Origin of the sequence: [Clostridium] aerotolerans DSM 5434, from assembly GCF_000687555.1 — a bacterium.
GTDB classification, from domain to species: Bacteria; Bacillota; Clostridia; order Lachnospirales; family Lachnospiraceae; genus Lacrimispora; species Lacrimispora aerotolerans.
In genome coordinates this window covers 241,683-260,805 of the sequence record NZ_JHWJ01000004.1, presented here as the reverse complement: position 1 = coordinate 260,805, position 19,123 = coordinate 241,683, and the positions used below count along the sequence as shown (strand labels likewise).

Below are 19,123 nucleotides of genomic sequence, written 5' to 3'. Positions count from 1 at the left end.
CTTCGCACAGCCGGGTTTTTCTTCATCGCCCAGGCAGACCTTAGACCTTAAACCGATAGCCTACGCCCCAGATTGTCTCGATATACTGAGGTTTTGCCGTATTAAATTCGATTTTTTCTCTGATCTTTTTAATATGGACGGTAACCGTGGCAATATCTCCAATGGATTCCATATCCCATATTTTATTAAACAATTCTTCTTTTGTAAATACATGATTGGGATTCTGAGCCAGGAACGTAAGAAGATCGAATTCCTTTGTGGTAAAATTCTTTTCTTCCCCGTTGATCCAGACTCTTCTTGCCGTCTTATCAACCTTAAGGCCGCGGATTTCGATAATCTCGTTATCCGGTGTTCCGCTTCCGATCAAACGCTCGTAACGGGCTAAGTGAGCCTTTACACGGGCAACCATCTCGCTGGGACTAAAGGGCTTTGTGATATAATCATCGGCTCCCAGTCCAAGACCACGGATCTTGTCAATATCTTCCTTCTTTGCAGATACCATAATGATGGGAGTATTTTTAACCTCTCTCACCTTTCTGCAAATCTCAAAGCCATCTACCCCAGGAAGCATCAGATCCAGTATTAACAGGTCAAAATCCTCGTGAAGTGCCTGGGATAATCCTTCCGTTCCGTTATTTTCAATCTCTACCTCAAAGCCGCTTAGCTCCAGATAATCCTTCTCAAGCTCTGCAATGCTTATCTCGTCTTCCACAATCAGTATTCTGCTCATTCCTGTATGACCTCCTGGTATTTTCTTAAAACAAAATGAATCTCGGTTCCGATTCCTTCCTTGCTGCTGGCCCAAATCCTGCCGCCATGATCCTCTATAATCTTTTTCACAATAGACAAACCAATTCCGCTGCCGCCCTGGGAGGAATTCCTGGAGGAATCGGTACGATAGAACCGGTCAAAAATGTTCGGCAGATCCTTTGCTGAAATTCCCTTGCCGTTATCCTCGATTCCCACCTGAATAAAATCGCCTACATCCTTAATCCGGATGTTAATAATTCCATTCCTCTTATCCATATATTTTACCGAATTGCTCACAATATTATTAATGACCCGGCGAAGCTGTTCCGCATCTGCTATTATTACCACCTCTTCGTCCACATAATTAAAATAACCAAGCTCAATGTTTCTGGCTTCCATCTCAAGCCCCACCTCATCCACGCAGTCCCTGAAATAATTGGAAACGCTGATTTTCGAAAAGGTATAGGGGATTTTATTGGTATCAATTTTAGAATAGAAGGTAAGCTCATCAATCAGCTTATCCATATCATTGGCTTTGTTGTAAATGGTCCTGATATAACGGTCCAGTTTTTCAGGGGAGGATGCAACCCCATCCATGATTCCTTCCACATACCCTTTGATGGCAGTAATGGGCGTCTTTAAATCATGAGAAATGTTGCTGATCAGCTCCTTATTCTCCTTATCATACTCAACCTTCTCCTCTGCGGATTCCTTTAAACGGATTCTCATCTCCTCAAAGTCCTGGCAAAGCTGACCAATCTCGTCATCCTCTTCGATCTCCAGGGAAAAATCCAGGTTTCCATCCCGAATCTTCTTTGTGGCTACCTCCAAGCGCCCCAACGGGCTTATAACAGAACGATATACCCACATCAAAAGAATGGCATCGGTAAATACAATAATCATAACACCAGCAAGAAGCATCTCCCACATCATGACCTTAATCTCAGGAAGAAGCCCGTCTATGTTTGACACAATGAATACGCTGCCCTGCCCTCCATCTGGAAATAAAAAATCTATCTGCTTCACCAGATGCTGACTCTCTCCGTCCAGATACATGGCCGCGTCAAGGGTGCCGTCTACCTCCTCATATTTGGGAAGCTGGCTGGTTAAGCCCTGGGTAATATGGCTGTTGCCGTCATATATAAAGGTATCTCCCTTGCGGACGATGACATAGGCGTACTTTCTTGACAGGCCTGCATTTAACTTGTCCAAATACTCCTTGTTACCAAGCTGTCCCGGATCACTTTCTAATAACTGGCCGATTTCCTTTACCTCCGGACTTGTCAGGCGGCTAAAAATCTGAATGGTATTGCCGGAAATAAGATCCACCTGGTCTGTCAGATTATATGCTTTACGGAATGCATTCCTCTGGTAACTGCTTAGACCTGTCACCACGCCAAATATAAGGGTCAGGGGGATTACCGTGATAATTATAAATGCAACCACCAGTCTGGTTTTTAGTTTTAATTTCACTTTTATCGCCTCTCTTATGCTTCCTATTAAAAATACATGACAAAATCATTATATAACGTAATGGTATTATAACACACATGGCCGTAAGAATTTATAAAACAATTCTAAAATTTAAAAAGCTGAGGCAACAGGCGGTTTTACCCTGCCTGTTGCCTCAGCCGTTGCCAGCTTTTGGCTGTTTCTAATCTAATTTTTAACTAATTTTTATAAATATTTCTTTAAAAGCTCTGTCTTATCAAGCTTCTCCCATGGAAGATCAAGATCGTTTCTTCCAAAATGTCCGTAAGCAGCGGTCTGCTTGTAAATCGGACGGCGAAGATCCAGCATCTTAATGATTCCAGCCGGGCGAAGATCGAAGTTCTCACGAATGATATTAACCAGCTTTTCATTGCTTAATTTTCCTGTTCCAAAGGTATCTACCATGATGGAAGTCGGATGAGCCACACCGATGGCATAGGAAAGCTGAATCTCACACTTATCAGCAAGACCTGCTGCAACAATGTTCTTAGCCACGTAACGTGCTGCGTATGCTGCGGAACGGTCTACCTTTGTGCAGTCTTTCCCAGAGAAAGCACCGCCGCCGTGACGAGCATAGCCGCCATAGGTGTCTACGATGATCTTACGTCCAGTTAAACCGCTGTCTCCGTGAGGTCCGCCGATAACGAAACGTCCGGTTGGATTAATAAAGAATTTTGTGTTATCATCTACTAATTCTGCTGGAAGAATCTCATCAAAGACATACTTTTTAATATCTTTGTGAATCTGATCCTGGCTTACGTTCTCATCATGCTGTGTGGATAATACAACGGCATCGAGGCGGATTGGCTTTCCATCTTCATTGTATTCCACAGTAACCTGTGTCTTTCCGTCAGGACGAAGATAGGTCAGAGTTCCGTCTTTTCTCACCTTGGTCAGCTGAAGAGCCAGTTTGTGAGCCAGTGCGATGGGATATGGCATATATTCTTCGGTCTCATTGCTGGCAAAACCGAACATCATACCCTGGTCTCCTGCTCCGATAGCATCAATTTCTGCATCAGACATTTTATTTTCTTTTGCCTCAAGAGCGCGGTCAACACCCATGGCAATATCTTTGGACTGTTCGTCAAGAGCTACCATAACACCGCAGGTCTCGTAATCAAAGCCGTATTTCGCGCGGTCATAACCGATTTCCTTTACCGTTTCCCGTACGATCTTCTGGATATCCACGTAAGCATTTGTGGTAACCTCTCCCATGACCATAACAATACCAGTTGTGGTGCAGGTCTCGCAGGCTACGCGGCTCATAGGGTCCTGTCTTAACAGCTCATCAAGAATGGCGTCAGAAATCTGATCGCACATCTTATCCGGATGTCCTTCGGTTACTGACTCGGATGTAAATAATAATTTTTCCATGTTGTAATTCCTCCTCTATTTTACATGGGGGAATAACAAAAAGAAAAGTCCGCAGCAAATGCGGACTTGATAAACTGTATCAAATCCTCTTATTGCTCGATTTCTCGCTCAGGTTGGCACCTTCCAGCAGCTTCGATATGGCATATGCCATTCGGTTGCGGGGGTTGCCGTGACTTCACAGATCCTTTGTATCTCCATCACTCTGAATAAGGGATATTACGTACTTTTCAGTTGTTATTCAATTGTAAGGTGCTATATAATTGCACCTATATTTTAACTTATTCATAATCGGCTGTCAAGTGCATTTCTATCTAGCGCATTACTTCTCTTCCCAGAGAATGTCAGGATAGAGGCCTGATTGTTTCAGCTGGCCGATTGCCTTAACAACGTTCTCTTTATCTTCCTTGTAGGTCACACCGTACCAGCGGTCTGAGCTTTTTAAGACAGAGACCTCTGCCTTACCTTCTTTTAAAAGTTCATCTACCACAAAGGGGAGGAAATACTCACACTTCACTGGATTTTGAGTGAGCTCCCGGTCAAGAAAGCTGATAAAACGGGAAGATAGCTCCTTTAAAATGCTTTCTGTAAATCCCCACAAATTCATGGAGACAAGAGTTTCCTTAGAAAGTTCGGTCCAGGAATTGCCGTCATCTTCTGTAAATTCTGCAATTTCTCCATGCTTTTCAATCCGGGTGCGCTCATGGATATTTAAGAGTTTACCGTCCTCATTTACCGTGCAGACACCTCTGGCCACATGACCATTTTCCGTCAGGGTATTATAAAGCTCATAGCCTACCATGGCGTACTGATATTTATTCTCATCGTCAGAGACTCTGGTCAATTGGTTATAGATTGCCTGAAAGGCAGTTCTTCCGTAATAATCATCTGCGTTGATGACTGCAAAGGGTCCGTCAATGACCTCCTGACAGCATAGAATGGCGTGACCGGTGCCCCAGGGCTTTACTCTGCCTTCGGGAATGTCATACCCCTCTGGCAGCTTATCAAGCTCCTGATAGACGTACTTTACGTTAACATGGTCTTTCAGCCTGTCTCCGATATTTTCCTTGAACTCTTTCTCAATGGCCTTTTTTATAATAAAAACAACCGTTTCAAATCCAGCCTGCACGGCATCGTAGATGGAAAAGTCAATGATCTTATTCCCTTGCTCATCCACTGGATCAATCTGCTTCAATCCTCCGTAACGACTGCCCATACCTGCTGCCATGATTACCAGAACCGGTTTTTTACTCATTTTGTTACCTCCGCTTAACTTGCCTGCCCGCACCTTTAAAGGGTATGTAGGCGGCATTCCTTTTATCACACCGACATTTTATCACGGAACCTGCCTCAGTGTCCATAATTTCCCTATGACATAAAAAAGGCGGGAAATATCCCCGCCTAACCTACCTTTAATTTAAACTTCTTCGCTTCCTTTTCGGAATCTACTTTTTCAATCATGGCTCCAAGTCCCTGAAGCTTCTCTTCAAAGCACTCATAGCCTCTCTGAATAAATCCGATTTCATCGACCACAGTATATCCGTCTGCCGCCAGTCCTGCAATAACAAGAGCTGCACCGGCACGAAGGTCGGGGGCATTGACGAATGCGCCGCTGAAGCCGCCTACTCCGTCGATGACTGCTACGTTGCCTTCTACCTTAACGCTGGCTCCCATGCGGGACAGTTCATCTACGTAACGGAAACGATTTTCAAAGATACTCTCTGTTACCACACTGGTTCCATTAGCAAGAGCCAATGTTACCGCCATCTGAGGCTGCATATCCGTAGGGAACCCAGGATAAGGAAGAGTCTTAATATCCGTATGCTTTTGATTGGTCTTACCAACCACGCGGACTGCATCGTCAAATTCAACCACTTCACATCCCATCTCAAGGAGCTTTGCAGAAATGGCTTCCAGATGCTTTGGTATTACGTTTTTCACCATAACATCCCCTCTGGTAATCGCTGCTGCACACATAAAGGTGCCTGCCTCGATCTGGTCAGGGATAATGGAATATTCGGTTCCATGAAGCTTATTCACACCGCGGATGCGGATGGTATCGGTACCAGCGCCTTTGATGTTGGCTCCCATGCTGTTTAAGAAGTTTGCAACGTCAACGACGTGTGGCTCTTTTGCCACATTTTCTAAAATAGTCTGTCCTTCTGCGAGAGTTGCCGCCATCATTACATTAATGGTCGCTCCAACGCTTACCACGTCTAAATAGATATGGCTTGCCACAAGGTCAATGGCATGGGCGATTACGGCTCCACGCTCAATCTTTACTTCCGCTCCAAGGGCGCGGAATCCCTTTAAATGCTGATCAATCGGTCGGCTTCCAATGTTGCAGCCACCTGGAAGAGGAACCTGGGCGCTTTTATATTTGCCAAGCATCGCTCCGATAAAATAATAGGAGGCTCTGATCTTACGGATATATTCATCATCAACGGATACTTCCCGAATGGTTCCGCCGTTGATACGAACGGTATGTCTGTCGATGCGTTCTACCTTTGCACCAATCTCTTCAATCGCTTCCAGTAATACATTTATATCCCGAACATCGGGTAAATTATCGATCAGAACATCTTCGTCTGTCATAATAGCTGCTGCCAGAATTCCTAAAGCGGCATTCTTTGCTCCGCCGATGGTAACTTCGCCCACCAGTGGATTTCCGCCCTTCATAATATACTGCTCCATTTCACACCTCTGATTATCACGTTATCTATTAAAAATTTCTTACGTTTTCTTGATTAGCCTTTGATAATTATAACACATCCTGGGAATTTGTAAAGAGAACGCATTTTCTATTCCAACAATAGTCCGCAGACAAAATCATTTCCCCGTTCTGTGAAGAAGGAAGAGGCATCGTTGATCCCCATCTTCTGGCTGTCTCCGGTAGACGGATTATAAAGGGTTACGTTGTACTGATCGTAGCCCGATATGAGAAGATATCCTCCCTGACCAGTATACGCTGCCACCGGGCACCCCTTGCCTACAAAGTAAAGCACCTGGTTTAAGGTACAGCCTCTGGCATCGATCATCAAAACGCCGTCCCGCAGGGTTCTCTCTCCGTCAAAATCTTCTAGATTGTGTAAAAATACAGCTCCATTTTTCATGGGGTCCTTCATGTTGCGAATGGGTGGACGATTGACACGGCTCCATAAAATCTCCTGATTCTGATCGGTTACCACGCCCATTCTGTCAAAGGCCAGGGCCAGAGCATCGGTAAAATCTCTTCTACTTCCAAGAAAATGGCTTCCGCTGTAGGCATAGTAGCGGTTTTCTCTTGCCTTTTGATTGCCCTTTAATTCCACCACTTCTGTAGTTTCATAGGCCACCTTCTTTGGTACTGTGATTCTTACCTCTTTGCTTTGTGTGTCCTTGGAAAGCTGGATAAAATAAATCTTTTTCCGGTCCTGAGTCGCGGCGGAGCCGACTCCTTCTATTTCATCATTGGTGATTTCCTGATTGCAGACAATGGTATCCCGCTTAGAAGCAGCATAAGACTGGTCTGCCGATTTAACCACCTGAGTCAGATGAATTCGGCTGTCATCTACAGAAACATCGGAAATATAAACATTCTCCTGCTCATACTCCTTTAAAATCTTTCCGGCCTGGTCCATAATCTCAATTCGGTGCATAGGGGCATCCAGTATTCTACCGTTTTCCACCCATTTGTCGCCCTCGTTTGCAATGCCGTAGATAAAATCATCTCCAACAAAGCCTAAGGGACGGTATAAATCATGATCTCCCCCTGCAATCTCCCGCTTGATTCCAGTGTCAAGATTCATGAGGTGGATCACTCCTGCCCCATAGATGTCGCTTCCTTCCTGCCATGCAAAATGGCGTTCCGTTCCGCTGACTGCATAGCCACCTTCCATGAGGGAATCTGCAAGAACCATATATTCGTTGCTGTTTAAATCAATTCCGTATACCGACCGGTCGGCCATTAAATAAAGCATTCCATTGCTTCCTAAATGAGCCAGCTGGTCCATATCCTCTTTGAGCATCTCATAGGATAAGGTAATTGGAGTGAAGAAACGTTCCTCTATGGCATTGTTCTGACTGCTGTACTGATACATGGCTATTCCCATGCTTCCCTCGTGGATTCCACGGTTCATGTATCCGTATACCAGGAAATTCACATCTCCATTGTCACCTACGGAAAGAATCTTGATATCATGCTGGTCATACCCGCTTCGGATGCGGTCATCTTCTTTGCTTCGGAAGGAAAATACCTTAACACCATGTTCTCCCTTCTGGTCAAAGGTCCAAAGGTCCCGGTTCACCACATAGGCAATCTGGTTCCCTGACGGACTTTTTGCTGTCCGTACCTCTTCCGGGTCAACGATTCCAAGAAGAATCCGTTTTCCGGCAAAAAGCTCTCTCTGCCCGGAAAAGACCTGACTGGTATCCCGGTTAAAATCCATGAGATAAATTCTGCGGCTGTCCCACTTCATGGTGAAGTTGTCCTCCACTTCATAAAGCTCTCTGGAATCGCCCTCTCCTCTGGCTACCTGGTATTTTAGCTGGACGCTGCACATAATTCCGTTTAAATCCTTAAGGGTTGCCTGAATATCTCCCACAGGAGCAACAGAAAGACCGCCCCAGGTCAGCTGGGAAAAGCTGGAACGTATGGAAACATGGCTAAGGGAGCTGTTATCCTCTGAATCATTGCTTTCCAGATAGGTGGTAAGCTCTTTGGCCTGCTCATAATTAAAGGTCTTAGTGGTAAAATTAACTGCAAAATCAATCATATCCTTGGCATTGCTGTTGTCTGTCCACATGATTCTTGTGTAGTAAAGGAGACTTCCTTTACTTGAGGTATCCAGGTCGAGGACGAGCAAGTATTCCTTGTCCTTTGTTAACAGATTCTGGATGGGAAGGGAAACAGAAACACCATCATCCGCCTGATTCCAGGTCTCAACGGTTGTCCGCTCTACCAGCCGCTCCATATCAAGACTGCGGACTTCATAGCTGATTCCATTGATGCTTCCGCTGTTATCTGAGATCTGAAGGTTTAAAGAACGGTCAGCAGGCAGAAGGGTAAGAGCTTCCCTGGAAACGGTCTGCTTCATGTCCTGAGTGTAGCCGTGCAGCAGATTCATCTTTCTGCCGTACATATCGGTATAAACAACGGGGAGAGAGGACTCATCCATGGAGGTGTAGACCATAACATCTTTTTTTTCCGTTGTTTTTTGGTTCCAAACAAAATAAACTGCGGTGGCTGCTACAAAAACCGCAGATAACACCGCAATTTTCTTAATCATTCGATTCATATGAAAACTTCCTTTGACTTTACTTTCTATCTTATTATTCTATACAATTATAACCAAAACTACAATGAAAACTTTCTTAAACATTCGTAAATCCGGAGACTTTTAGGAATGCCGTAAAATCTTTAAGGAAAAGCGGGGACAAAGGAAAGGACTGAATGGATTGATTTAAGATAGGTGATTGGGGAAATAGTAAAAATACGTCTTGAACGACTTCTGAATTGGGCGACCTCTTTTTGAGGTAAACTCCATTCTGAAATTCCGTTACAAGACGTATTTTCGTGTTATCTGTATTATATGTTTGGATCAATAGCTATCACACACTGATTTTTAGTAAGCGTCTATTGTCTGTCTGCATCAGCAGGACAGAACTATGAGCATGTGTATGGAGTATGGAACCACTTCTAATGACTTTATTTCATCAGATCCGGATGCATTTCTTTGGCAAGCTGCTCTACACCATCTAAAATCTGGTAGCTGAATCCCCAGAAGTGACTAAAGTCAATAATGTAAATCTGGCGGTTTTTCACTGCGGTAAGTGACTGTAATGCAGGCATTTCATAAATGGAAGCAACCGATTCCTCTGTATCAGGGCCGCCGGTATAACGGGAGATGAGAAGGATATCAGGATTGGTTGAAACAAGCTGTTCCAGGGTGATTTCACCGGCTGCATCTTTAAAAGCGTTATCCAGCTTTATGATATTGAGGGCATCGTTTTGATAGGTGTCAGTGGTTCCCGCATACGTAGATACGTTGCCATCGCTGTAGGATATATAGCCATATTTAAGGGGCTCCACCTCTTTCATTTTCGTTTCCAGCTGGCTTATTCTGGTATGGAGGCTGTCTGCAAAGGCGGTAGCTTTATCTTCTGCATGAAATATCTTTCCTATCTCATCAATGTCTTTGAACAATGCGTCAAGCTTGGCTCCCTTTTGACAGGCATTAAAGATATACGTATTGACGCCCAATGAATTCAACTCATCAACTGTACCCACGCCCCATTCTGAATCCGCAAACAGGTCACCTCGTCCCATGACAAGATCGGGGTTTGCACCAAGGGTTATTTCTTTTCCTACATATTTTTCATTGAGTACGGGAATTTTCGAAAATTCTTCCTTGATATCTTCTTCCGTTGCCCCATAAAGAGCAGCAACACCCACCATGGAATCTGTAAGCCCCAGGCGGATCAACAGTTCAGCCGCGGACTGATTATTAGCGACCACACGGGTGGGGGCGGCCTTAAATACCTGGTCCTTTGGAGACCACACGCCATCACTTATGCTGTAATTGGATATGGTTAAGGGATAGGCTGAGGTATCAGAGGTCTGTTCCTTAGCCGTTTCATTTTCTTTATTGGCAGTGGGGGCTTTGGAGGCGCATCCTGCCACTCCTGTGGTCATAAGTGCAAGCATCGAAATGCCCATAAGTTGTTTTTTCCAAGTGAAATTCAATGGTATCTCTCCTTTTAGCTGGATTATAGGTTAGTTACGTCTAACTTACCAAATATACAATAGAAAGAGACAATTTGTCAACCGGTTCTAAAAATTTTCTCTTTCTTTAAGAGTCGTCCTTTTTATTGACAGCCGTATTTGGGTGTGTTATATTGAACTTTGGTTAGATTTAACTAACCATTACAAAACAGAATGTACCAATTACTAAGGAGTTATAAGCATGAAGTCACAAAATAGCGTCACAACAGGTTTTCGTAATAAGGGAAGAGTTCAACAAAAGTCATTTGTAATGTTGATCGTCTTCCTGATTGTTTTTATAGTATTTTCCATTGGCTGTTCGGTTGCCATCGGACAAGTTAACATCTCACTTGGCGATACCTTTCGCATCTTACTTTATAAGAGCTCTGGTATGAGACTAGGCTCATTGGATGGGATTTCTCAGGCGTCCTTTGCCGATATTATCTGGCATATCCGTATGCCCCGGGCTTTGATGTCCATGCTCATTGGCGCCGGACTTTCCCTGTGCGGCGTGGTCATCCAAGCCTCCGTACAGAACCCTCTGGCAGACCCTTATATCCTGGGCATTTCCTCAGGAGGCGCATTAGGCGCAACATTTGCCATTATGCTGGGCTTTAGCATTCCCGGAATACTGGGACAGATGGGAGTTGCCGTATGGGCCTTTGCGGGAGCATTTGGAGCTGCACTTTTAGTGCTTGCCATTGCAAATGTAAAGGGCAAGGTAACCTCGGTGAAGCTTGTACTTGCAGGTATGGTGATCAATGCACTATGTAATTCCTTTTCTAACTTTATTGTTTATTTAGCTAATAACTCAGAAGGCATTAAAACAGTTACGTTCTGGACCATGGGAAGCATTGCATCCGCAACATGGGATAAGCTGCCTCTGGTGGCAGTCAGTATCTGCGCTGCCTCCTTATTCTTCTTAACTCAGTCCAGAATTCTTAATACCATGCTGCTGGGAAGCGAAGCGGCCGTTACCCTGGGAATCTCCTTAAATCAGTATCTGCGCATCTTCATGCTGGTTTCTGCATTCGTTACGGGAATTATCGTTGCCAGCTGCGGTACCATCGGTTTTGTAGGACTAATCATTCCCCATATTGTGAGAGGAGTCATGGGATCCGACCACAAAAGACTGGTGCCGGTATCTATTTTGTTCGGTTCTCTCTTCCTGATCTGGGCCGATATTTTGGCACGTACCCTGATCCCTCAGAGTGAGCTGCCTATTGGAATTATTACATCCATGATCGGCGCTCCCATGTTTATGTACATGCTGATGAAAAAAGGCTATGGATTTGGAGGTAAATAAGATGGAACTCAGAGCAGAAAATATGATCGTTACATTGGCAAATACAGATATTGTAAACGATATTTCGATTAAAGTGAAAAATAAACAGTTCGTAGGATTGATAGGCCCTAATGGATGCGGAAAATCTACACTTCTTAAGAGCATTTACAAGGTCATTAAACCGAAAAAAGGAAGCATTTACTTAGGTGATTTGGACGTGCTGAAATCAGAACCTATGTCAGTCTCCCGCATTATGGGCGTTGTCGGTCAGTTTAATGATTTAAGCTTTGATTTTACCGTGGAGGAAATGGTTTTAATGGGCCGGACTCCCCATAAAAAGTTTATGGAGCGGGATACAGAAGAAGATCATGAGATTGTGAGAGAAGCCCTTAATAAAGTCAGTCTGACCGGATATGAGGATAGAAGCTATCTCACCTTATCCGGCGGTGAAAAGCAGCGTGTGATCCTGGCACGTGCCATTGCACAGCAGCCTTCCTTTCTTGTGATGGATGAGCCGACCAATCATTTAGATATTAAATATCAGCTGCAGATCTTATCCATCGTAAAGCAAATGAATGTCGGCACCCTTGCTGCTCTTCATGATTTGGAGCTTGCTGCGGAATACTGTGATTATCTTTATGTTATGAAGCGAGGAAAGCTTATGGCTCAGGGCACTCCAAAAGAGCTGCTGACCAGCGAGCTGATTCGTGAGGTTTATGATGTTTCCTGTGAAATCTATACGAATCCCGTGACTGGGGAGCTTGGTATTGCCTATATGCCATTTTCCTGAGAACCATAGAGGTTTGACCCGCAGATTATGATAGATGTTTGGGAGCTATTTCTATCCTATAAAAAAGGTGTGTTTCATCACTAACTTACACAGTTAGAAGGAAACACACCTTTTTTATTATCTACAACGACCTGATGCGCATCTTCTGCGATGCATCTCATTGAGCAGCAGCACTGAAACCACATCGGTTAACCACCGATTATCCTTCGGTCCTCTAGGTCCCCAGTTTGGGCCCCACGGTGGGCCCCAGGGTTGATTTGGTCCCCATGGTTTCCCGCATGGCGGTCCCCATGGATTTCCACATCCTGGTCTCTTTCCTGGTGGCGGTCCCCATGGACCCCAGGGGTTTTTCGGTCCCGGCGGTGGGCCCCACGGACCCCAAGGACGATTTGGCCCGGGATTCGGGCCCCAAGGCTGATTCGGCCCCCAGGAGGAGTTGTTTTGTTTTGTAAGCCGTTCAAGTTCTTCTGCTTCCTCTCCCCATTCTTCAATTTCTACTGTAGATTGAAAGGAATCAAGGGCTTCACTGCCTGCGTCTGGCTCCTCCTCTGACAAAATGCCATCGTTAAGAATCTGGCTGCATATGGAATCACAAATCTGGTTGATTAATATACGGTCCGGATATTCGTCGTACATTGGACTGTTCTTATAATCCAGATGATCACATGCAGATACCACATACTCCTGCAGACGTTTCATGTATCCTGGGTACATTCCCTGCAAGTATTCCAAATCCTGTACAATAAAATCCTTGCTTTCCAGGGGACCCCCGTCAGGGATTATGTCGCCGGATATCATATCCTGCTCCATCTGTCCCATATCGTTACCATAAGTATAATCCGAGTCATTGGGCACGGTTGTTCTCACTCCCTGCTATAAACTTATACAACACATAGTATGCTATCCGGGATTTCAAAGTGCGTATTTTGACAAAAAAAAGATATATTCCTGATCATTCAATCATCAGAAATACATCTTTCTTCGTTCCTTGTTCTCCTAAAACAATGGAGTCTTGTAAACTCCTTCCGAAATCAGGGCTTTGATAGAAGCTGCAACAGCTTCTTTGTCTTCCTTATAGGTAACGCCAAACCATCGGTCCTTTGTTTCAAGAACACGTACCTTTGCCTCATGATTCTGGACAAGCTTGTCAATGATTTTCGGAAGCAGATATTCAGACTTTACATCTCCTTCTTTCACTTCATTTAAAAAGACTGGAAAGCCTCTCTCAAGCTCCTCTAAAAACTCTGGTGACAGCCCCCACATATTCATGGAAACATTCTGGGTCAGAGGAACGAGGACTGTTTCTCCTCCATCCCGTCTTCCTTTTGCTTCTTCCCCGCTTCTTTGAAGCTCATATGTTTCGGTCACTTCCTTTAAGATTCCGTTCTCGTCTACCTGACATATTCCACGGGTCACTCCACCATTTTCGCTTAAGGTGTTGCCGAGGACAAATCCTGCCATACAGATATCATAAGGGGTTGCCTCTGTGTCCATGTGGTTTACCAGATAATCATGAATTTTAACAAAACCTTCTTTTCCGTAGTAATCGTCTGCATTAATGACTGCAAAGGGTTCATGAATCACCTCTTTGGCACATAAAATGGCCTGGCCGGTCCCCCATGGCTTTGTCCGGTCTGCTGGCTTTGTAAACCCCTGGGGAAGATCATCAAGCTCCTGATACGCATAGAAAACAGGCGCTGCCTTTTCAATCCTTTTACCGATAATCTCTTTAAAATCGTGCTCAATGTCCTTACGGATAATAAACACAATCTTATTAAATCCAGCTTCCAGTGCATCGTGAATGGAGTAATCCATAATGATCTCACCATTTGGCCCTACAGGCTCCAGCTGCTTGATTCCACCCCCGAACCGGCTTCCAATACCAGCAGCCATAATAACTAATGACGTTGATTTCATGTATATCTTCTCCCTTTTCTGTTTTATCTGCCATATAGTATACCACAATTTACTTAATTCATCTATAATATACGGCTTTTTATCCAGATTCTGGGAGTATTTCCTACTTATTCTTCTGTATCATCCGGTGAATCAGCGGCTGCATAAACGCCCCTACCTTGACCCCAAACATACCAACTACAACCGCAATGGGCTGAAACAGTTCTGAATACTTTCTTACTACCACTAAAAGGACAGCAAACAGTATCATATAACGGGCCAGTGAGCTTGTGGCGCTGAACATGACGGTAAACTTCTTGCTCTGGGTCTTTAAACAAAGCTTGACCACTGCCGCCATGGAAAAAAACATAGCCAGGGACAAGACCATCCCTAACAAAAGTCCTGCAAATACAGACGGACGGGGATATATAATCAGTGCTAAAAGCAAGGCTATTCCTGTAAAAATCCCGATTCCTGCTGCTATCTCAAGGGTCAGTTTCTTGTCCTCTTTTATCATAAAATGCCTCCTGCTTATCGATGCCATAAAACCGCAGTTTAAAGCATGCGGTTTTGGTTCATGCAAGTGCTATTATACCCAATGGGGTGAAATTTGTCCATGGAAACAGAATTCCTCATCTCATGAAAACAGAAAAGACTGCACTATTTCAACAGTATCGAAAGATATGGGATATGGATCACCCCATATCTTTCCTTCCTCTATAGTTAAATAGTGCAGTCAAACCAAAAAGACAGAAGCCTAATAGCAATGACTTATTAAAATCACACCTTAGATTAATATTCAACTCCACATGCCGTCCAGCTGGCACAATGCATCCGAATCCTTATGATATAACCTCAACCAAACTCTTCTGAAGGTGCCGACTTCGGCATAAACCAAACAAGCCCAAGGCAGATGCAGACAATTGCCGCTACAATCAAAATACTGGTCTTCATAGCACCAACATCTCCAACGGTATTCTGAAGATGAAAGAAAATCGTAGTTACGACGGCAGAACCCATTGCAGCTGCTAATTGCTGTACGGCACTTAAGGAACCACTTGCGCTGCCTGCTTCGTCATGCTCAATATCACCGAGAGCCACTTCATAAATGCTGCTGAAACATGCGCCCATGCCTGCGCCAATCACTAAGATAGCAGGAGCTGTTAACAATGCCGTATTCGCCATTCCATTGATTAAGACAGTGAGCCAGAGGCCGAGAGCACCTATCAGTGTAGCAGCAAGCCCCATGACGATAACGGTACGTCCAAGCCTTGTTAATAGTGGCCGGCAGACCATGGAGGAGATTACGATGCCGATTGCCATTGGGCATAGCCCAAGCGCTGCCTCATAGGGAGTGAGATGAAGAACCAGCTGAAAAAATAAGGAAATAACATAAGCCAGGCCATTCACTGCCGCAAAGAAACCAAGACCCAATACTAATCCGGAGGTAAATCCTTTATTCTTAAAAAGAGAAGGTTTAATAAGGGGATTGTCAGCGTAACGCTGGCGGAGTGCAAAGGCTACGAGCATCACACCACCTGTTATGAGACTGGCAATTGGCAGAATGGTCCAGCCAGCCGTCGAACCTTCATTTAAGCCAAAGATCAGACCGAGCATAGACACTCCCAATAGAGCAGTGCCGATACCATCCAGCTTTTCATTGGAGTCAGGCTGGTCGTGAGGCAATAACTTAACCGCAGCAACGAAGCCCACCAGGCCAAGAACGATATTGATGAGGAACACGGGACGCCAGTCGAGCCCGCCGATATTCGCCTGAATAATAAATCCTGCTAAAATAGGGCCGATCACAGAGGAAAGACTCATAACCGGTCCAAAAGCGCTGACCGCACGTGGAAACTGTTCCCGGGTAAATGTGCCCATTAAGATGCTCATGCCTTGAGGGATCAATAGAGCACCAAATCCCCCCTGCACCAGCCTTCCTGCTATCAACATGGACGGATTGACAGATAAACCGCAAAACGCCGAAGCCAACGTAAATCCTGTTATGCCAATCAGAAACATTCGCCGTTTTCCATAACGGTCCCCCAGACGTCCGCCGATGACGAGCAGCACACCCATTGCTAACGCATAGCTTGCCCCAAGCCATTTGATGAGAGACTCCCCTCCTCCAATGTTTTGAACAATGGATGGTGCCGCGATATTGGTGATATTTGAATCCATCAGATCCAGAATATCTGCGATAATTACAACAGCCAATATGAGTCTCAGCCGTAATGTGAGCCGAGATGGATCGGCTTGCTTGTTTATTGAATTTGAATAATCCATACTATAATCCTCCTTTAATTAGGATTCTATTAAATAGAATTCTATCTATTTTACCAAACGATTTTATTAAGCCTATATTGATAACGATTACTCTATCTTTAAGTTATTAAAAGAAATCCGGAGCAGGCGTAAATAGGCTGTTTTTTCTTCCTCTGACATCCCTTCTACAAGCAGCTGTTCTAATTCTTTAAAAGAGCTTTCAACCTCTTCGATCAGCGCTCTTCCTTTTTCAGTGATATCTACCTGTTTTGTCCGACCATCTTCGTTTCCTGTGCTGCGTGTAATAAATCCTTTACGCTCTAATCCCTGCAACAGGCTGGTAATGGATGGGCCTCGTAATTTCATGGAACGTTCCAGGTCTTTTTGAACAATTTCTTCCTCTCTTCTAAGCCGCTTATCTAAGTCACCCAGTAAGCGCGCCTGCTGATTCGTGATGTCATAAGGGAGCAGCTTATTGTCCAGCATTTGCTTCATGGCATGTACAATTGATCTTAAATAAAATTCATAACTGTTGTTATTCATGTGTGTATCCATATAAATCACCAGCCTTTTCGCTCACATATTTTAAAATGAAACCCATAATTAATTAGAATTCTATCTAATTATATCTACTGTCCCAACAATTGTCAACGAAAGGTCTGAGATCGAGTTCCTCTGACGACCTCGACCTCTCATACTGGGATACACAAAAAGTAATGAACTTATAATTTGTTCCGCCAATCATTTCCATGACCACCGCACCGTTTGCCAAAATGACCACCTGGGGAATGCAGGTCATGACGTAAAAGGGCATCGCGGTCCATACCCGGATGTCCATGGCCGAAGTGCATATCCTGACCGGAAAATCCAGCCCCATCCTGTGACATTGATTCTTCCATAGAAGAGATCAGTTTACCCAGCAGCCCGGAAAGCTGTACCTTCTCATCTTCTGACAACCCGGCGCACCACGATTCGGCTGACTGCTGCCTCTTATTTATAAACTGGCTTTCCATCTCCCGTCCCTTTTCTGTGAGATAAACATTGATGACCCGTTTGTCTTTCTCATTCTGCCGGCGTTCTACAAAGCCGTTTTCAACAAGCTTCATCACAAGTTCTCCAAGAGAAGAAGGACGGATATCAAGCTTCTCAGCAATCTCTGACTGGGTCATGCCGTCATTTTCTGCAAGCATACGAAGGACAAGTCCTTGCCCACGCCCCATACCGCTTCCCATGTTTCCTGAATTCATAGTATGGTGTTCCCGGTGAATCAGTCTGTGAACCAGATTGGTACAATTTCGAATCTGTTGCAATAATTTTTCAGATGTATTAGTTTCCATAATTTAATCTCCTTTCATTACTAAGGTACCTTACAATTTATATAATAAATCAGGTTTTATATATTGTCAAGAAAAATATTAAGGTACCTTAAAATATTCAAATCATTAAGGAACCTATGGAATCATATCATTTATCCAATAAACCAAAAAAGAGGTCTGGCTCCCTCCGTTATGCGGAGAAAGCCAGACCTCTTAGGAAGCTGTAATTAAGCCTCTTTTGTTCCTGGAAGAATTGTTTCCACTTCTGCGTGTGGACGAGGAATTACGTGTACGGAAACGAGTTCGCCTACACGCTGAGCTGCTGCTGCACCTGCATCAGTAGCTGCCTTAACAGCACCTACATCGCCTCTTACCATAACAGTAACAAGGCCGCCGCCTACGAATTCCTTACCGATTAAAGTAACGTTTGCTGCTTTAACCATAGCGTCTGCTGCTTCGATAGATCCAATTAAACCTTTAGTCTCAATCATTCCTAATGCATCGTATTTCATATTATTAATCCTCCTGATTATATATATAAATTTTTATTGGTTCACTTATTTAACAATGGTGACAGTTGCGGAGCCGCCAAGGCCCATAGCGTTGGCTTCCTCAGTGTCTAAATGGCATTCAAGGCTTGAAGTATCGGTTACACGGATGGCAACATGATCAAAGATGCCTCCACGGATTCCTTCTGTCTTAATGCTTACTTCCTGTCCGTCGTGTACGCCGAATTTCAGCGCATCCGATGGGCTCATATGAATATGTCTCTGGGCAACGATAACGCCCTCTTTTGTTTCAACAGAACCTTTGGGTCCTACCAGTGTGATTCCTGGTGTTCCGGATAATTCACCGGACATCTTTGGCTGAGCCTTTTTACCAAGCTTAAAGCTGTCGGCTGCCAGAATCTCCACCTGAGTCTGCTTTCTGACCGGTCCTAAGATACGAACCTTTTCAATGGCACCCTTAGGGCCGCAGATGGTCAGTGTTTCCTTGCAGGCAAACTGTCCTGGCTGGGATAACTCTTTCATGTTGGTAAGCTCATATCCCTTACCAAAAAGAGCCTCTAAGTCTTCCTGGGACAGATGTACGTGACGGTTGGAAACGCCTACTGGTATTTTGAAGTCATCTTTTCCGGAATCTGATTTTACTGCTTCCATTAAAAGCTGAATGACTGCTTCGTATTTATCCATGATACTTTCCTTTCCCGGCTGTGA

At 44.4% G+C, this 19,123-nt stretch carries 17 protein-coding genes and 1 riboswitch; of the genes, 2 read left to right on the top strand and 15 right to left on the bottom strand.

Translation table 11 applies throughout. From position 1 onward, the window contains the following. Window positions 1-40 precede the first annotated feature (40 nt). From T546_RS0108020 to T546_RS0107990, 7 genes are all read right to left on the bottom strand, one after another. Window positions 41-730 carry a response regulator transcription factor gene (locus T546_RS0108020; protein ID WP_024837595.1) on the bottom strand — a complete coding sequence of 230 codons (690 nt, stop codon included), beginning with the start codon at window positions 728-730 and terminating at the stop codon, window positions 41-43. Further along, window positions 727-2,223, bottom strand: coding sequence for a sensor histidine kinase (locus T546_RS0108015; RefSeq protein ID WP_026891159.1), 1,497 nt, complete (start codon window positions 2,221-2,223; stop codon window positions 727-729). The genes T546_RS0108020 and T546_RS0108015 overlap by 4 nt, the downstream gene beginning before the upstream one ends. Window positions 2,224-2,427: 204 nt before the next feature. Continuing rightward, entirely contained in the window at window positions 2,428-3,615 is a 1,188-nt protein-coding gene (gene metK, locus T546_RS0108010; protein WP_026891158.1) for a methionine adenosyltransferase, read from the bottom strand. Between the two features lie 86 nt (window positions 3,616-3,701). Next, window positions 3,702-3,828: riboswitch (SAM riboswitch) on the bottom strand. 106 nt (window positions 3,829-3,934) lie between these two features. Further along, the gene (locus T546_RS0108005; protein WP_026891157.1) at window positions 3,935-4,867 is read right to left on the bottom strand and encodes a nucleotidyltransferase family protein; all 933 of its coding nucleotides are present in this window, start codon (window positions 4,865-4,867) and stop codon (window positions 3,935-3,937) included. A 146-nt stretch (window positions 4,868-5,013) separates the two neighbouring features. Continuing rightward, window positions 5,014-6,306, bottom strand: coding sequence for a UDP-N-acetylglucosamine 1-carboxyvinyltransferase (locus tag T546_RS0108000; RefSeq protein WP_026891156.1), 1,293 nt, complete (start codon window positions 6,304-6,306; stop codon window positions 5,014-5,016). A 107-nt stretch (window positions 6,307-6,413) separates the two neighbouring features. Then, window positions 6,414-8,888 (bottom strand): hypothetical protein, encoded by a 2,475-nt coding sequence (locus tag T546_RS0107995; protein ID WP_026891155.1) that lies wholly within the window; start codon window positions 8,886-8,888, stop codon window positions 6,414-6,416. A 410-nt stretch (window positions 8,889-9,298) separates the two neighbouring features. Further along, window positions 9,299-10,309, bottom strand: coding sequence for an ABC transporter substrate-binding protein (locus T546_RS0107990; RefSeq protein WP_034598332.1), 1,011 nt, complete (start codon window positions 10,307-10,309; stop codon window positions 9,299-9,301). Window positions 10,310-10,556: 247 nt separating this feature from the next. Here T546_RS0107990 and T546_RS0107985 point away from each other — a divergent pair, with 247 nt between their 5' ends. Then, window positions 10,557-11,660, top strand: a complete 1,104-nt coding sequence (locus T546_RS0107985) for a FecCD family ABC transporter permease (RefSeq protein WP_026891153.1) — start codon at window positions 10,557-10,559, stop codon at window positions 11,658-11,660. Window position 11,661: 1 nt separating this feature from the next. Next, window positions 11,662-12,429, top strand: a complete 768-nt coding sequence (locus T546_RS0107980) for an ABC transporter ATP-binding protein (RefSeq protein ID WP_026891152.1) — start codon at window positions 11,662-11,664, stop codon at window positions 12,427-12,429. A 117-nt stretch (window positions 12,430-12,546) separates the two neighbouring features. Here the strand turns inward: T546_RS0107980 and T546_RS25275 are convergent, their stop codons facing one another. From T546_RS25275 to T546_RS0107940, 8 genes are all read right to left on the bottom strand, one after another. Further along, a complete protein-coding gene (locus tag T546_RS25275) occupies window positions 12,547-13,296 on the bottom strand; it encodes a hypothetical protein (RefSeq protein ID WP_156951303.1) in 750 nt (249 codons plus the stop codon). 129 nt (window positions 13,297-13,425) lie between these two features. Continuing rightward, on the bottom strand, window positions 13,426-14,346 hold the full coding sequence (locus tag T546_RS0107970; RefSeq protein WP_026891150.1) for a sugar phosphate nucleotidyltransferase: 921 nt from the start codon (window positions 14,344-14,346) through the stop codon (window positions 13,426-13,428). A gap of 103 nt (window positions 14,347-14,449) precedes the next feature. Then, complete coding sequence (locus T546_RS0107965) at window positions 14,450-14,842, bottom strand: hypothetical protein (RefSeq protein WP_026891149.1); 393 nt, start codon at window positions 14,840-14,842, stop codon at window positions 14,450-14,452. 338 nt (window positions 14,843-15,180) lie between these two features. Continuing rightward, window positions 15,181-16,542: an MFS transporter gene (locus T546_RS0107960; protein WP_207641310.1), complete on the bottom strand. Its 1,362-nt coding sequence runs from the start codon at window positions 16,540-16,542 to the stop codon at window positions 15,181-15,183. A gap of 156 nt (window positions 16,543-16,698) precedes the next feature. Next, the gene (locus T546_RS0107955) at window positions 16,699-17,145 is read right to left on the bottom strand and encodes a MarR family winged helix-turn-helix transcriptional regulator (RefSeq protein ID WP_051629675.1); all 447 of its coding nucleotides are present in this window, start codon (window positions 17,143-17,145) and stop codon (window positions 16,699-16,701) included. A 167-nt stretch (window positions 17,146-17,312) separates the two neighbouring features. Continuing rightward, the gene (locus T546_RS24565) at window positions 17,313-17,927 is read right to left on the bottom strand and encodes a MarR family winged helix-turn-helix transcriptional regulator (protein WP_051629673.1); all 615 of its coding nucleotides are present in this window, start codon (window positions 17,925-17,927) and stop codon (window positions 17,313-17,315) included. A gap of 206 nt (window positions 17,928-18,133) precedes the next feature. Further along, the gene (gene eutM, locus T546_RS0107945) at window positions 18,134-18,418 is read right to left on the bottom strand and encodes an ethanolamine utilization microcompartment protein EutM (protein WP_024293096.1); all 285 of its coding nucleotides are present in this window, start codon (window positions 18,416-18,418) and stop codon (window positions 18,134-18,136) included. 45 nt (window positions 18,419-18,463) lie between these two features. After that, window positions 18,464-19,099 carry a phosphate propanoyltransferase gene (locus T546_RS0107940; RefSeq protein WP_024837610.1) on the bottom strand — a complete coding sequence of 212 codons (636 nt, stop codon included), beginning with the start codon at window positions 19,097-19,099 and terminating at the stop codon, window positions 18,464-18,466. Window positions 19,100-19,123: the final 24 nt, after the last annotated feature.